Here is a 13,240-nt window from a genome sequence, read left to right as displayed (position 1 = left end):
CCTGCTGGATGCCGCGCATGGCAGCGTGCAGACGATCGACGGGCGCTATGCCGGCTTCGCCGCTCTGGTCCGGGCGGACGGCTATCGCATTCGGGCGGGAGAGCAGAAGCTGGACCAGCCCGGCGCGCTGGATGGCGTCGACGTGCTGGTGCTGTCGAACGCCGTCGCCCCGCGCGATGGTTCAAGCCCTGACGCCTTTTCGCCAGCCGAGATCGCGGCGGTGGACGCGTGGGTTCGGGCGGGCGGCTCCCTGCTGCTGGCCGTGGATCACGCGCCGTACGGCGGCGCGAACGAAACGCTTGGACGGGCGCTGGGCGTCGAGATGGGCAAGGGTTACGCCTTCGAGGTGGACGCCCGCGGGCGGCCGAACACCAATCTGGATTACCCGGCCGAGGCCCTCGGCGATCATCCGGTCTTCAGGGGGCGGACCGCCGATGAGCGCGTGGAGCGCGTGCGCACCTTCACCGGCCAGTCGCTGCGGGGACCGGCGGGCGCGACTGTGCTGCTGCACATGACCGATGGCGCCCGTGAGGCCGCCGATGTGCGGACCTTGCAGCAGATCCATCAGCGGCTGGACGCAGGCGAGGACGCCGGGACGGTCTTCGGCGAGCTGTCGCGACCGGCCCTGCCGGCGCAGGGACTGGCGTTCGATCACGGCGCGGGACGGGTCGTGGTGTTGGGCGAGGCCGGCATGCTGACGGCCCAGATGGTTCAGTACGACGACGGGCGTGAGCCCTTCCGTTTTGGCCTGCACACCGAAGGCCACGACGACCAACAGTTCGCCCTGAACATCCTGCACTGGCTGAGCCGCCTCGAGGGACCGCAATGACTGAAGACGCCTACGAGCCGATGTTCGCCGCGCTGTGCAACGAACTGGGTTTCTGCCTGCACGACAAGGCGCAGAAGCGGGTGATCGCGACGCTGCCTGAAGGTCTGGATGCCGCGACGAAGGTCGTCTTCGCGGCGTCGGGCGTGGACTATCTGACGGCGCTGGGCGACCTGCGCCGGTCGGTCCGCGACTGCATCAAGGCCAATCTGCCCTAGCGATCCCGTTTCGGATCCCGTCGGCCGGAGCGGTGATCGTCGTCCCGGCGGTGGCGACGATCATGACGGTCGCCACGGTGGCGGTCGCCATCCCTGTCTCTGGCTCGGTCTCTGGACCTGTCGCGATCCCGGTTGCGGTACCGGTCGTTCCTGTGGCCGTAGCTGGAGTCGATCACATAAGGCTGCGGCTGGCCCTGCCACGCGGGCGCGCAGTGCTGCTGCACGATGCCGAACCGGTCGACCCAGGTGGTGCAGACTGGCTGGTTCGCGAGGTCATAGGCGACCTGGTCCAGTCCCATCGCAATGCCGTCCCAGAACGCCGGGTCGCTGGCGCAACCCGACAGGGCGACGCCTCCGGCCATCACAACGGCGATCCTCCTGATCGAACGCATCGTCCCCTCCGCTCCACCCAAGCGTGACAGGAGACAGCTTGTTGCAGCCATTGTATGGGCGCAAGCGTTCCGGAGCTGACGATTCCCGTCTGTCACGTCTTGGGTCCCGGCCCGGAGTGACTAGATACAGCCCAGTCTCAAACCCTGTCGAAAGGAGCCATTCATGGCCTTCACCCTTCCGCCCCTCCCGTATGCCTACGACGCCCTGGAGCCGGCGATCGACAAGGAGACGATGACCTTCCACCACGACAAGCACCACCAGACCTATGTCGACAACCTGAACAAGGCCGTCGACGCCGACGCCTCGCTGCAGGGCAAGTCGCTGGAAGAGCTGTTCGCGACGATGTCGAAGCTGCCGAAGGCTGTGCGCAACAACGGCGGCGGTCACTGGAACCACGCCCTGTTCTGGGAACTGCTGGCTCCGGCCGACAAGGCCGGCGAGCCGTCGGCTGAACTGGCCGCCGCGATCGATCGCGACCTGGGCGGCTTCGACAAGTTCAAGGAAGATTTCAACGCCGCCGGCGCCGGCCAGTTCGGCTCGGGCTGGGCCTGGCTGATCGTCCAGGACGGCAAGCTGAAGGTCACCTCGACCCCGAACCAGGACAACCCCCTGATGGATGTCGCCGACGAGAAGGGCGCCGTCGTTCTGGGCGCAGACGTCTGGGAACACGCCTACTATCTGAAATATCAGAACCGCCGGGCCGACTACCTCAAGGCCTACTGGTCGGTGGTGAACTGGAACAAAGCGAACGAGCTGTTCGCCGCGGCCACGAAGTAAGCGTCTCTCCAACCGCCGGGCCAACGCCCGGCGGTTTCTTCTTTCAGGCCCCGGAGCCCTCATGAACGTTCACGCCCGCCTCGCCGCCGCCAGCCTGATGCTGATGACCCTCGCGGCCGCCTGTTCGCCGCAGACCGAGAAGACGGCCGAGACTGCGCCGGCGGCTCCGGCTGCGGCTCCGATCAGCGACACCCACGCCTTCCGGATCGGGCAGGTCGAGGCCGTAGCGCTGCGGGATGGGACGATCGTCCTGACCAATGCGGAGGAACAGAGCCCGTGGAGCGCCGTGAGCGACGTCGCCACCGTGCTGACCGCGAATGGCGTGACGGACAACCGCATCCATCTGTCGGTCCAGCCGCTGCTGGTGAAGGACGGCGAGCGGGTGGTGCTGATCGACACCGGCGCGGGCGGTCAGATGGGCACGGAGAACAAGTTGCCGGCGTCGCTGGCGGCCGCAGGCGTTCAGCCGGCCCAGGTCACCGACATCCTGATCTCACACGCGCATGGCGACCACGTCGGCGGGCTCGTGGCCAATGGCGCGCTGGTCTATCCGAACGCGACCGTGCGCATGACCGCGGCCGAGTGGGCGGCGATGCAGGGCGAGAACGAACTTCAGCCCATCGTTCGCCTGATCCGGCCCAAGGTCGAGACGTTCGAGCCGGGCGCCAGCATCTCCCCGGCGATCACGGCCCTGCCGCTGCCGGGACATACCGCCGGGCACACCGGCTATGAGATCGCCAACGGCGGGGCGCGGCTGATCTATGTCGGCGACGCCCTGCACAGCTCGCTGATCTCGGTGCAGCGTCCGGAGCTGGTTAATCGCTGGGATCTGGACAGCGCCACCGCGATCGCGACGCGGCAGGCGTTGCTGGAGCGGGGCGCGTCGCAGAACCTGCTGTTCTACGGCGTCCACTTCCCCTTCCCGGGGCTGGGCCGGATCCAGCGTCGCGACGACGGCTTCGTCTGGGCGCCGCAGCCGTAAGGACACAGCAAACCGTTGACGCGCCAGTAACCGTATCTGTTGCCGGCGCGGTTAACCCTTCCAACGTACACGCGACGGGCTGCAGCTCCCCAAGAGGCCCCGACCGCGCATGCGCGTTCTCGATTGTCTGACACAAGACCACAACCTGCTCCTCGTCGGCCTCGCCGCGCTGATCTGCGTGGCCGGCTCCTTCGTGATGAGCCGGTTGTTCGCCCGGACCCGTCGGGGCCTGGCGCGTGATCGCCTGCCGTGGATCTTCCTCGGAGCCGTGGCGGGCGGCGCCACCATCTGGTGCACCCACTTCGTCGCCATGCTGGCTTACAAGCCGGGCGTCGAGATCGCCTATGCGGCCCTGCTGACAGGCGTGTCGCTGATCGTGGCCATGGTTGGTTGCGGCTTTGCGATGGCCCTGGGCTCGGTTCGCAAGCTGTGGGCTCCGGCCGCCGGCGGCGCGACCTTCGGTCTGGGCGTGGCCTCGATGCACTACATCGGCATGGCCGCCTTCACCGCGGAAGCCGTGGTGCACTGGGACATGGTCTATGTCGCCGCTTCGGTGATCGCCGCGATCGCCGGCGGAGCCATCGCGTTCAGCATCGGCGCGAGCACCGAGCTGCGTCACCGCCCGATCCTGACGCCTCTGGCGCTGGTGCTGACCATCGTCAGCCTGCACTTCACCGGCATGGGCGCGATGACGGTTCTGCCGTTCGCCCCGTCCGATACGGCCTGGACCCTGACCGAGGCCGAGACCCTGCTGGCGCTGGGCGTCGCGGTGGTCGGCTTCCTGATCCTGGGCACCGCGGTCGCCAGCTATGCGCTGGAAGAACAGTCCGAGCGTCAGTCGCGCAATCGCGTGACCAGCCTGATCGAGGGCAGCGTCGACGGCATGCTGGTCGAGTCCGAGGGCAAGGTGGTCATGGCCAACCGCGCCTTCGCCGAACTTTGCGGCCTGTCTGACGACGCCATCGTCGGCCGTCCGGTCACGGACTGGATGGAAGATGTCGACACGATGCCGGCCGACGCCCTGGTCCAGAGCCGCCTGAAGGGCGTCGAGGACTCCATTCCGGTCGAGGTCGCGGTCCGTGTCGAGGTGACGCCCGACCAGACGTTCCGCATTCTGGCTGTTCGCGACCTGCGTCCGCGCATCGCGCAGGAGCGCCGCATCGCCCATCTGGCGCGCAACGACAGCCTGACGGGCCTGCCGAACCGCGCCTCCTTCCTCGAGAAGCTGGATCGCATCGTCGCCGCCGTGGGCGATACGGGTCAGTTCGCCCTGCTGGCGATCGACTTGAACCGCTTCAAGGAGATCAACGATCTGTACGGCCACGCCGTTGGCGACCAACTGCTGGTGCATGTCGCCAACAACATGAAGGCCGCCGCGCTGGACACCGAGTTCGTGGCCCGTCTGGGCGGCGATGAGTTCGTGGCCATCGTGCCGATCACCGACCGCGAGCAAGCCCACGAGGCTGCGGAGCGTCTGCGCGCCGCGATCATCCAGCCGCTGGAAGCCGAGCACGCCGAGCTGCAGTGCGGGGCCGCCATCGGCATGGCGCTGTGGCCGCACGATGCGTCGGAGCCGTCGGTGCTGATCAACAACGCCGACCTGGCCATGTACCGCGCCAAGGCCTCGCTCGCGACCGACATCTGCTTCTACGAGGAAGCGATGGACGAGGCCGTGCGTCAGCGCCGCCGGGTCACCCTGGGCCTGCGCGATGCGCTGGATAACGACCGGTTCGAGCTGCACTACCAGCTACAGGCCTCGGTCGAGACCGGCCAGATCACCGGCTACGAGGCGCTGCTGCGCTGGCGCCAGCCGGACGGTTCGTACGTCTCGCCGGCCGACTTCATTCCGATCGCCGAAGAGACCGGCATGATCCTGCCGATCGGCGAATGGGTGCTGCGCCGCGCCTGCGCCGAGGCCGCGACCTGGCCCGAGGCCTATCGCATCGCGGTGAACCTCTCGCCGATCCAGCTGTCGCACGTCGACCTGCCGCGCATGGTCCACCAGATCCTGATCGAGACGGGCCTGTCGCCCTATCGTCTGGAGCTGGAGATCACCGAGACGGCCATGATCTCGGACATGGAGCGTACGACCCACATCCTGCGTCAGCTGAAACTGCTGGGCGTGTCGGTGGCCATGGACGACTTCGGGACGGGGTATTCGTCGCTGTCGACCCTGCGGGCCTTCCCGTTCGACAAGATCAAGCTGGACCGCACCTTCATGTCCGAACTGGACGGCGGGCCGCAGTCCAAGGCGATTATCCGCGCCGTGCTGGCGCTGGGCGAGAGCCTGGCGATCCCGATCCTCGCCGAGGGCGTGGAGACGCAGGGGCAGCTGGACTTCCTGCGCGAGCAGGGCTGCGACGAGGTGCAGGGCTATCTGCTCGGCCGTCCCGCCCGGGACATCGTGGCCGAGCCCATCAAGCGCAGCGCGGCGGCCTGAGGTTGACTCCGGCGGGCGCTGAGTAGATAAGCCCCGCCTTCACGTCCCGGACTTCGGTCCGGAGCGCGAACCATGACGGACGATGCGTGGACCGCCGTTGAGAGTGCTTCTCCAATCCGGGAGAGGCCGGGCCGCATCAACATAGAGAGTGACGTATGTCCAAGCGCCATAGCGCCAAGTACAAACTCGACCGGGCCATGGGTGAAAACCTGTGGGGCCGTTCGAAGTCCCCGGTGAACAAGCGTTCGTACGGCCCCGGCCAGCACGGTCAGCGCCGCAAGTCGAAAGTCTCTGACTTCGGCCTGCAGCTGAAGGCCAAGCAGAAGCTGAAGGGCTACTACGGCAATATCACCGAGAAGCAGTTCGCCGCGACCTACGCCGAAGCGGCTCGCCGCAAGGGCAACAGCTCGGAAAACCTGATCGGCCTGCTGGAGTCGCGTCTCGACGCGATCGTCTATCGCGCCAAGTTCGTCCCGACCGTCTGGGCCGCTCGCCAGTTCGTCAGCCACGGCCACGTGACTGTCGACGGCAAGAAGGTCGACATCGGTTCGTACCGCGTGAAGCCGGGCCAGGTCATCGAGGTCAAGGAAAAGTCGCGCAGCATGGCTCTGGTGCTCGAAGCCCAGCAGTCGTCGGAGCGTGACATCCCGGACTACCTCGAGCTGGGTGATCGCGGCTTCTCGGTTCGCTACGTCCGCGTCCCGGAACTGGCCGACGTGCCGTTCCCGGTGAAGATGGAACCGAACCTGGTCGTCGAATACTACTCGTCGTAAGGCGAGGTCGACGTTCGGACTTTGGAGGGGCCCCGGAGCGATCCGGGGCCCTTCTTCTTTCCCGTCGTTTCGTCGCAGACGGAAGAACGGCGGTTCACTTGCAAGGCGAACAGAGGCACTATCGGCCCCGTTCAGGATCCAGGCTGGGAGGCCCCGGATGAAATCGTCCGTCGTGTTCGCCCTGCTGGCGTTCGCCCCGATCGTGGCCGGTTGCTCGATGGTCGGTCAGGTCACGCCCGGCCCGCAGGTCGTTCGCGCGGATCCCGCCGACGGTCAGATCGAGCCGATCCATGCCGCCGCCATCGCGCAGGATCAGGCCGTGTTCTGGGTCAGCTCGAACGGCTGCACCCGCAAGGCCGACCTGAACCCGATGGTTCGGACCGAAGGCGATGGCTCGATCATCACCCTGCGCCGGGTCAAGGAAGACCGGTGCCGCAACGTCCATCCCGAGGGAGTGGAGTTCCGGTGGTCGTTCCAGGAGCTGGGCCTGCCGTCAGGCGCCCGCGTCTCGGTCGAGAACCCGTACCAGTTGCCGGCCAGCTAACTCAGCGTCCGTACAGACGCTCGTAGGCCGGCCAGATTTTCGCGGCTGCGCCGAGATACTGTTTCGGCAGGCCTTCCTTCGCGCCCAGAGCGACGGCCGCGTGGTGCGGCCAGTGCGGGTCGTCGAGGATGGCGCGGGCAATGCCGATGAAGTCGGCCTTGCCCTCGGCGATGATGGCCTCGGCCTGGGCGGGTTCGTAGATCATGCCGACGGCGACGACATTGGCCTCCGGCACCGCGGCCTTCACCGCCTCGGCGAACGGGAGCTGGTAGCCGGCCTCCTTGCCGGGGATCGGCGCGCGGGCGACGTTGCCGCCGGTCGAGACGTGCAGATAGTCGTAGCCCATCTCATGCAGGGCGCGGGCGAAGGCCTGGACGTCCTCGATGGTGAGGCCATCATCCACCCAGTCGGAGCCGTTGAAGCGGACGCCGAGCGCCCTGTCGCGAGGCCAGGCGTCACGCAGCGCCCGCGCGACCCGTAACGGGAAACGCATCCGGTTCTCGTTGGAGCCGCCGTACTCGTCGGTCCGGTGGTTGGAGATCGGCGAGAGAAACTCGCTCAGCAGGTAGCCATGGGCGGCGTGGAGCTCGATCAGGTCGAAGCCGGCCCGTTCGGCGCGCCCGGCCGCGGACACGAAGGCGTCTATGACGCGCTGCATTCCGGCTTCGTCGAGGGCGACCGGGGTGTGCCATTCGTCGCGGAAGGGGATGGCGGACGGCGCGGAGGTGGTCCACGCGCCCTGATCGGCCGGCAGCGCCTGTCCGCCATCCCAAGGGGCGGCCGTCGACGCCTTGCGCCCGGCATGGGCCAGCTGGATGCCGATGGGGGTATCGGAGTAGGTGCGGATGTCCTTCAGGAGGGCGGAGAAGGCTGCTTCCTGTTCGTCGTTCCAGAGCCCGGTGTCGGCCGGGCTGATCCGGCCCTCGGCCTCGACGCCGGTCGCCTCGACGATGACCAGCCCGGCGCCCGAAATCGCGAGGCGGCCGAGGTGCTGTGCGTGCCAGGGCTGGGGCACGCCGTCGATGGCCGAGTACTGACACATGGGCGCGACGATGATGCGGTTGCGCAGGGTCAGAGGGCCGATGGCGCGCGACGAAAACAGCTGGCTCAAGATGACGCTCCGGTAATGGTACGGAACCGTAGCTATGTCTGGAGCGGATTTCGGCAAGGGGGCGTCTTGCCGATTGTTCACGTGCCATTCAGCGCGCCAAACGGCACATTGGTCGCAAGCTTCACCACAGAAGCGCTCTCGTCATCCGGAAGGGGATTTCCATCATGCGCCGTCTCGCCATCGTTCTCGCCATCGCCATCGCTGCTCCGTCGCTCGGCGGCTGCATCATCATCGCCACCGACAAGCCGACCACCCGCGTCGTGCACCAGTCGCCCGAAGCCGCGCAGTAATGCGGGCGCTTCTGGTTGCGGCCCTGGCCGCGCCGCTGCTGTCGGGCTGCGTGATCTACGCCAACGAGGGCGGCGACAAGGACGTCGTCGTCCGGGCCGCCAGCCATGGCGATCTGGTCCGTCCGCCTCTGGAAGCGGTGCGCAATGCCCGCATTCAGGACGGCCGGCTGATCGTCCGGGTAGACTCCAACGGCTGCACCGAGGTGTCGGACTTTGCAGTCGAGCTGACCAGCACGGTCGACGGCTGGACCGAGGCGGCGGTGAACCGCACGGATCAGGACCTGTGCAAGGCTCTGGTTCCGGACGGGGTCGAGGTCAGCTGGAGTTTCTCCGAGCTGGGCGTCGAGCCGGGCACGCCGCTGAGGCTGCTCAACCCGACCCGCCTCTGAAAAAGCGACGCCCGCTTCCGAAGGGGAGCGGGCGTTCTGCTATCGCTGGAATGCCGGCAGCATGTCGGCGGGGATGCGGTGGGGCCGCATGGTCTTCGCGTCGACCAGAACCCACTCGGTGACGCCTTGGGCGCACAGGCGGCCCTCGCCGTCCTCGATCCGCACGAAACGGTTGAAGCGTGGGCCTTGGGGCTCGCCGACCCAGGTGCGGGCCTTCACGCCGGTCGCATCCGGCATCAGCGGCCGGAAATAGTCGATCTCGTGCCGGACGCCGACCCAGGACCAGCGCGTGCGCGTGTCCTCGTCGAAGCTGGCATTCCAGTGGGCCGTGCCCGCGTCCTGCAGCCAGCCGACATAGACCACGTTGTTGACGTGGCCGTTCTCGTCGATGTGCTCGGGCTTCACCTCAAGGGGAAGCTCGAAGACCTGCCGGTCGGCGCGCGGCTCCAGCTGGGCGCGGGCCATCAGACCTCGGCTTCGCCCAGGGCGACGCCTTTTTCGCCCATCAGGGTCTGCAGCTCGCCGGCGTTGAACATCTCGCGCACGATGTCCGAACCGCCCACGAACTCGCCCTTCACGTAGAGCTGGGGGATGGTCGGCCAGTCGGTGTACGCCTTGATGCCTTCGCGCAGGCGCTCGTCCTGCAGCACGTCCACGCCGACGAAGTTCGCGCCGACATGGTCGAGGATCTGCACGGCCAGCGAGGAGAAGCCGCAGCGCGGCGCATCCGGCGTGCCCTTCATGAACAGCACGACGTCGTGCTGTTTCACCGTATCGGCGATGAAGGCGTGGATCGGGTCGTCGACAGCTTGATCGGTCACAGGCAGGCCTTTCGTTCAGGCCGTCAGCTAGGGTCCGGCAGGGCAGGGGTCAAGGGCGCCGATCGCCGCTGACGCCCGTTCAGGCCGCCTTCACGCCGGCGATGCGGGCCATCTCGATCTGGGCGGCCAGGCCCGGCGGCATGTCGCGGTCGGGCACCTGGCTCAGGGCGTTGAGGCGTTCGACCTCGGACGCCTTGATCAGCACGCTGGAGACCGAGGGTTCGGTCAGGGCGTAGGCGAGGCAGATCGACTCCGCCGGCCAGCCCACGGTCTGGTGCAGGAAGGCGAAGGTGCCGGCGCCCGCCAGAGGGTCGTCCTTGGCCCGTCCGCCGGACTTGCCGAAGCCGAAGAAGCCCTTCTTCTCCACGTGGGCGGTCTGGGCCTTCTTCGCGCTGTCCAGGGCATCCGGGAAGTAGTCGTAGACGAAGATGGCCATGTCCTGCTCGCGCGCGGCGCGCAACCGGGAGCGGACCTGCCAGGCCGAGTTCACATGGTAGGGGGTGACCAGTACGTCGAAGGCGCCGGTCGAGACATAGACGTCCATGACCTCGCCATCGCCCGACACGCCCAGCAGGCGGACACGCTCGGTGGCGCGCAGGGCCTTCAGGGCGTTCAGCGAGGACTGGGGCAGTTCGTGCTCGCCCGGTTCGTCCAGAATGGCGACGTCGAACCAGCCCAGGCTCGACGCATGGAGCGAACGGTCGATCGACGCCGTCATGCCTTCTGCCGAAAAGTCGCGCTCCGAGCCTCGGCGGCCGTCGCCGGCGCCGAGCATCAGCGACACCTGGACCAGCTTGCGGTCGACGTGGCGCAGGGCCTCGCCCAGCACCTCGGCCAGAACCGGATCGGCGGTTTCGAGACGGTAGGAGTTGATGCCGGCTTCGAGCGCCGAATAGATCAGCTCACGCCCGGCGTCGGGGCCGCCGGCGATGTCGCGGGGGCCGAGGCTGAGGGTCAGGGCCGAGACGGCCTGTCCGGCCATGCCAAAGGGACGATAACGCATGGCGCTCAGGCTCCCGGCGTGGAGGTTTCGAGGGCCAGGGCGTGCAGTTCCCCGCCCATCTTGCCCTTCAGGGCGGCGTAGACCAGCTGATGCTGTTTCACCCGCGGCAGGCCGGCGAAGGCCGACGAGACGATCCGCGCACGGTAGTGGTCGCCGTCGCCGGCCAGATCGTCGATGACGATCTCGGCGTCCGGAAAGGCCTCGACCAGATGGGCGCGCAGCTCTTCAACGGGCATGGGCATGGACAAACGCACTCCGACTTCGCCGCGCAGCTTGCCCGTTAAACCTTAATGGCTGGCTACGCTCACTGTGCATCCGTCCCGGTTCGGGACAGTTTGGTCGCAGAGGTCAGCGACCTGACCGCTCCAGCAACACCACCGGCGCGCCCTTGTAGGTGGTCTGGACATAGGGGGTGTAGCCGGCGCGCTTCGCCAGGGCGTGCGACGACGCGTTGTCGGGCGAAATCATGCAGACCGTGCGGGTCGCGTTGAGGCTGTCGTCGCACCAGGCGAGGGCGGCGGACAGCGCCTCGAACGCCATGCCCTTGCCCTGGAAGCGGGGCGCGACGCCCCAGCCGAGTTCCGGCGCGTCGAACGGCGGGTCCATCAGGCGGCGGTAGTCGAAGACGCCGACGCTGCCGACGTAATCGCCGGTGGCCGTCTCGCGGATCGACCAGTTGCCATAGCCCAGCGCCTCCCAGTGGCCGATGTCGCGCAACAGGCGGAACCAGACATCTTCCGACGACAGGGCGGCGGGGAAGATGCTGGTGGCGAAGGCGGCGTCGCCCCAAAGCGCCGTCAGGTCGGCGTAGTCGGAGGCCTGTACCGGTGTCAGGGTCAGGCGTTCGGTGATCAGGGCGGTGGTCATGGGGCCTCGAACAGGGCTGCGGCGCGCTCGATGCGGGTGCGGCCGGTCGCGTCGGTGACGGCGTATGTGAAGCCGGGCTGCAGGGCGAAGGCGCCGGCGCGGCCCTGCTTGTCCAGTGCGAGCAGGGCGACCTGCGAGTTGGCGACCTTTGTCCCGCGCAGACGGGCGAGGCGTTCGATGACCGAGCGGCAGGCGGCGGTCGGGTCCATGCCATGCCGCATCGCCTCGACCACCGCGTGGGAGCCGGTGACGCGGACGACGTCCTCGCCAACGCCCGTCGCCGTACAGCCGCCGACCTCGTCGTCGACGTAGAGACCGGCGCCGATGATCGGGCTGTCGCCGACGCGGCCGTGCATCTTGAAGGCCATGCCGGAGGTCGTGCAGGCTCCGGCCATGCGGTCGTCGCCGCCGATGGCCAGCAGGCCGATGGTGTCGTGATTGCCGGGACCGCCGGGCGTGCCGCGCCAGTCGGTGTTCTCGCTGTTGATGCGCGGCGCGTACTCCGCGGTGCGCAGCCACTCGCGCCAGGCGGCCTCGGCCTGTGGCGTCAGCAGGTTCTGCGTCGGGAAGCCCTGATCGACGGCGAAGCCGCGCGCGCCGGCGCCGACCAGCATGGTGTGGGGCGTCTTCTCCATCACCGCCCGGGCGACGGACACCGCGTGAACCACATCCTCGAGCGCGCAGACCGCGCCGATGTCGCCGGCCCAGGTCATGACGCAGGCGTCCAGGGTGACACGACCGTCGCGGTCGGGATAGCCGCCCAGACCGACCGAACTGTTGCTCTCGTCCGCCTCTGCGACCTTGCCGCCGGCCTCGACCATGTCGAGCGCCGAGCCTCCGCCCTGTCGCGCCGCCCAGCCGGCATCGTTGGCGGCGGCGCCGAAGTCCCAAGTGGAGACCATGATGTCGGGGGTGCGCGCCTGCGCGGCGACGGCGGAAGCCAGCCCGAGCGTCGGGGCGGCGGCGATCAGGGAGCGGCGGGTCGTGTCCATGCGAGTCGAAGCCTAACCCGCATTGCGCCGCTTCACATCAATCCCAGTTGCCGGAAGCTGGCGACGCCGTCCCGGCCGACGATCAGGTGGTCATGGACATCGATGTCCAGCGCCTTCGCCGCCTCGACCACCTGCCTGGTCATGACGATGTCCGGGCGCGAGGGCGTCGGGTCTCCGGAGGGATGGTTGTGGACGATGATCATGGACTTGGCCGAGACCTCCAGCGCCCGGCGGACGACCTCGCGCGGATAGACGGGAGCGTGGTCGACGGTGCCGCGGTTCTGAATCTCGTCGAGGATCAGCTGGTTGCGGTTGTCGAGGTACAGAACCCGGAACTGCTCGCGCGGCTCGTGCTGAAGGGAGACGCGAACGTAGTCGACCAGCGCGGTCCATGACGAGATGACGGTGCGCTTGCCGGCCTGCTCCTTCGCCACGCGGCGGGCGACCTCGTGCAGGGCGGCGAGGTCCAGCGCGGTCTCGGCGCCGACGCCCTTGCGGCGGCCGCGGGCGTCCTCGGTGCGGACGGTCATCAGGTCCTCGACCGACGCGGCGAGGACGGCGGTAAGGGAGCCAAACCGGCCCAGCAGGGCCTTGGCGATGGGCTTGACGTCGCCCTGCGGCTGGCTGCGGAACAGGAAGAGTTCGAGCAATTCGTAGTCGGGAAGGTGCTGTACGCCGGCCGACCGCGCGCGCTCGCGCAGCCGCTCGCGGTGACCGGCGTGATGCGGCGATCTGTGAGGCGTGTCCGACATGGCGGCTCCGTGGACCGCCAGACTGCCTCATGGTCGCGTCGGGCTCAACTCAAAGTGGTGAG

18 protein-coding genes are annotated in these 13,240 nt (G+C 68.0%); 9 read left to right on the top strand and 9 right to left on the bottom strand.

The window, feature by feature from the left end:
- On the top strand, positions 1-829 hold an 829-nt coding region (locus ABDZ95_RS00580), incomplete at its 5' end, for a motility-associated ABC transporter substrate-binding family protein (protein WP_343788750.1).
- Positions 826-1,044 carry a hypothetical protein gene (locus ABDZ95_RS00575; RefSeq protein ID WP_343788747.1) on the top strand — a complete coding sequence of 73 codons (219 nt, stop codon included), beginning with the start codon at positions 826-828 and terminating at the stop codon, positions 1,042-1,044. The genes ABDZ95_RS00580 and ABDZ95_RS00575, both read left to right, overlap by 4 nt.
- Here ABDZ95_RS00575 and ABDZ95_RS00570 read toward each other — a convergent pair.
- Positions 1,041-1,436 (bottom strand): hypothetical protein, encoded by a 396-nt coding sequence (locus ABDZ95_RS00570; protein WP_343788744.1) that lies wholly within the window; start codon positions 1,434-1,436, stop codon positions 1,041-1,043. The two genes, ABDZ95_RS00575 and ABDZ95_RS00570, sit on opposite strands and share 4 nt — an antisense overlap.
- A gap of 163 nt (positions 1,437-1,599) precedes the next feature.
- On the opposite strand from ABDZ95_RS00570, the gene ABDZ95_RS00565 reads away from it, so the two are divergent.
- The 5 genes from ABDZ95_RS00565 (at position 1,600) to ABDZ95_RS00545 (ending at position 6,953) form a co-directional block, all read left to right on the top strand.
- Complete coding sequence (locus ABDZ95_RS00565; protein WP_343788741.1) at positions 1,600-2,214, top strand: superoxide dismutase; 615 nt, start codon at positions 1,600-1,602, stop codon at positions 2,212-2,214.
- Positions 2,215-2,275: 61 nt separating this feature from the next.
- Positions 2,276-3,196 (top strand): MBL fold metallo-hydrolase, encoded by a 921-nt coding sequence (locus ABDZ95_RS00560; RefSeq protein WP_343788738.1) that lies wholly within the window; start codon positions 2,276-2,278, stop codon positions 3,194-3,196.
- A gap of 109 nt (positions 3,197-3,305) precedes the next feature.
- Positions 3,306-5,636 carry a bifunctional diguanylate cyclase/phosphodiesterase gene (locus ABDZ95_RS00555; RefSeq protein WP_343788735.1) on the top strand — a complete coding sequence of 777 codons (2,331 nt, stop codon included), beginning with the start codon at positions 3,306-3,308 and terminating at the stop codon, positions 5,634-5,636.
- Between the two features lie 155 nt (positions 5,637-5,791).
- Positions 5,792-6,409: a 30S ribosomal protein S4 gene (gene rpsD / locus ABDZ95_RS00550; RefSeq protein ID WP_343788732.1), complete on the top strand. Its 618-nt coding sequence runs from the start codon at positions 5,792-5,794 to the stop codon at positions 6,407-6,409.
- A 157-nt stretch (positions 6,410-6,566) separates the two neighbouring features.
- A complete protein-coding gene (locus ABDZ95_RS00545; protein ID WP_343788727.1) occupies positions 6,567-6,953 on the top strand; it encodes a hypothetical protein in 387 nt (128 codons plus the stop codon).
- A 1-nt stretch (position 6,954) separates the two neighbouring features.
- On the opposite strand, the gene ABDZ95_RS00540 is transcribed toward ABDZ95_RS00545, so the two are convergent.
- Entirely contained in the window at positions 6,955-8,064 is a 1,110-nt protein-coding gene (locus ABDZ95_RS00540; RefSeq protein WP_343788724.1) for an NADH:flavin oxidoreductase/NADH oxidase, read from the bottom strand.
- A gap of 164 nt (positions 8,065-8,228) precedes the next feature.
- On the opposite strand from ABDZ95_RS00540, the gene ABDZ95_RS00535 reads away from it, so the two are divergent.
- Together ABDZ95_RS00535 and ABDZ95_RS00530 are read left to right on the top strand one after the other, a co-directional pair.
- Positions 8,229-8,354, top strand: a complete 126-nt coding sequence (locus tag ABDZ95_RS00535) for a hypothetical protein (protein ID WP_343788721.1) — start codon at positions 8,229-8,231, stop codon at positions 8,352-8,354.
- Complete coding sequence (locus tag ABDZ95_RS00530; RefSeq protein ID WP_343788718.1) at positions 8,354-8,743, top strand: hypothetical protein; 390 nt, start codon at positions 8,354-8,356, stop codon at positions 8,741-8,743. Before ABDZ95_RS00535 ends, ABDZ95_RS00530 begins: the two co-directional genes overlap by 1 nt.
- Positions 8,744-8,782: 39 nt before the next feature.
- Here ABDZ95_RS00530 and ABDZ95_RS00525 read toward each other — a convergent pair whose 3' ends face one another.
- The 7 genes from ABDZ95_RS00525 to radC form a co-directional block, all read right to left on the bottom strand.
- Positions 8,783-9,208, bottom strand: a complete 426-nt coding sequence (locus ABDZ95_RS00525; protein ID WP_343788715.1) for an acyl-CoA thioesterase — start codon at positions 9,206-9,208, stop codon at positions 8,783-8,785.
- Positions 9,208-9,564 (bottom strand): Grx4 family monothiol glutaredoxin, encoded by a 357-nt coding sequence (grxD, locus tag ABDZ95_RS00520; RefSeq protein ID WP_343788712.1) that lies wholly within the window; start codon positions 9,562-9,564, stop codon positions 9,208-9,210. The genes ABDZ95_RS00525 and grxD overlap by 1 nt, the downstream gene beginning before the upstream one ends.
- 79 nt (positions 9,565-9,643) lie before the next feature.
- Entirely contained in the window at positions 9,644-10,567 is a 924-nt protein-coding gene (locus tag ABDZ95_RS00515; RefSeq protein WP_343788709.1) for an aldo/keto reductase, read from the bottom strand.
- Between the two features lie 5 nt (positions 10,568-10,572).
- Complete coding sequence (locus tag ABDZ95_RS00510) at positions 10,573-10,809, bottom strand: BolA family protein (RefSeq protein ID WP_343788706.1); 237 nt, start codon at positions 10,807-10,809, stop codon at positions 10,573-10,575.
- A 106-nt stretch (positions 10,810-10,915) separates the two neighbouring features.
- Positions 10,916-11,434 (bottom strand): GNAT family N-acetyltransferase, encoded by a 519-nt coding sequence (locus ABDZ95_RS00505; RefSeq protein WP_343788703.1) that lies wholly within the window; start codon positions 11,432-11,434, stop codon positions 10,916-10,918.
- Positions 11,431-12,426, bottom strand: coding sequence for a glycosylasparaginase (locus tag ABDZ95_RS00500; protein WP_343788700.1), 996 nt, complete (start codon positions 12,424-12,426; stop codon positions 11,431-11,433). The genes ABDZ95_RS00505 and ABDZ95_RS00500 overlap by 4 nt, the downstream gene beginning before the upstream one ends.
- Before the next feature lie 32 nt (positions 12,427-12,458).
- On the bottom strand, positions 12,459-13,178 hold the full coding sequence (gene radC, locus ABDZ95_RS00495) for a RadC family protein (RefSeq protein ID WP_343788697.1): 720 nt from the start codon (positions 13,176-13,178) through the stop codon (positions 12,459-12,461).
- Positions 13,179-13,240: the final 62 nt, after the last annotated feature.

The sequence above is a fragment of the Brevundimonas kwangchunensis genome (assembly GCF_039523815.1).
GTDB classification, from domain to species: Bacteria; Pseudomonadota; Alphaproteobacteria; order Caulobacterales; family Caulobacteraceae; genus Brevundimonas; species Brevundimonas kwangchunensis.
The sequence above is the reverse complement of the archived record's forward strand: the minus strand, read 5'-3'. Positions and strand labels throughout refer to the sequence as shown.

What these genes read in the sequence shown, in the direction of transcription:
- ABDZ95_RS00555 (WP_343788735.1), top strand. Translation starts at nt 3,306, where the DNA reads ATGCGCGTTCTCGATTGTCTGACACAAGACCACAACCTGCTCCTCGTC.
- ABDZ95_RS00535 (WP_343788721.1), top strand. Translation starts at nt 8,229, where the DNA reads ATGCGCCGTCTCGCCATCGTTCTCGCCATCGCCATCGCTGCTCCGTCG.
- ABDZ95_RS00560 (WP_343788738.1), top strand. Translation starts at nt 2,276, where the DNA reads ATGAACGTTCACGCCCGCCTCGCCGCCGCCAGCCTGATGCTGATGACC.
- radC (WP_343788697.1), bottom strand. Translation starts at nt 13,178, where the DNA reads ATGTCGGACACGCCTCACAGATCGCCGCATCACGCCGGTCACCGCGAG.
- ABDZ95_RS00515 (WP_343788709.1), bottom strand. Translation starts at nt 10,567, where the DNA reads ATGCGTTATCGTCCCTTTGGCATGGCCGGACAGGCCGTCTCGGCCCTG.
- ABDZ95_RS00565 (WP_343788741.1), top strand. Translation starts at nt 1,600, where the DNA reads ATGGCCTTCACCCTTCCGCCCCTCCCGTATGCCTACGACGCCCTGGAG.
- ABDZ95_RS00505 (WP_343788703.1), bottom strand. Translation starts at nt 11,434, where the DNA reads ATGACCACCGCCCTGATCACCGAACGCCTGACCCTGACACCGGTACAG.
- ABDZ95_RS00575 (WP_343788747.1), top strand. Translation starts at nt 826, where the DNA reads ATGACTGAAGACGCCTACGAGCCGATGTTCGCCGCGCTGTGCAACGAA.
- ABDZ95_RS00530 (WP_343788718.1), top strand. Translation starts at nt 8,354, where the DNA reads ATGCGGGCGCTTCTGGTTGCGGCCCTGGCCGCGCCGCTGCTGTCGGGC.
- ABDZ95_RS00545 (WP_343788727.1), top strand. Translation starts at nt 6,567, where the DNA reads ATGAAATCGTCCGTCGTGTTCGCCCTGCTGGCGTTCGCCCCGATCGTG.
- ABDZ95_RS00510 (WP_343788706.1), bottom strand. Translation starts at nt 10,809, where the DNA reads ATGCCCATGCCCGTTGAAGAGCTGCGCGCCCATCTGGTCGAGGCCTTT.
- ABDZ95_RS00500 (WP_343788700.1), bottom strand. Translation starts at nt 12,426, where the DNA reads ATGGACACGACCCGCCGCTCCCTGATCGCCGCCGCCCCGACGCTCGGG.
- ABDZ95_RS00570 (WP_343788744.1), bottom strand. Translation starts at nt 1,436, where the DNA reads ATGCGTTCGATCAGGAGGATCGCCGTTGTGATGGCCGGAGGCGTCGCC.
- rpsD (WP_343788732.1), top strand. Translation starts at nt 5,792, where the DNA reads ATGTCCAAGCGCCATAGCGCCAAGTACAAACTCGACCGGGCCATGGGT.
- ABDZ95_RS00525 (WP_343788715.1), bottom strand. Translation starts at nt 9,208, where the DNA reads ATGGCCCGCGCCCAGCTGGAGCCGCGCGCCGACCGGCAGGTCTTCGAG.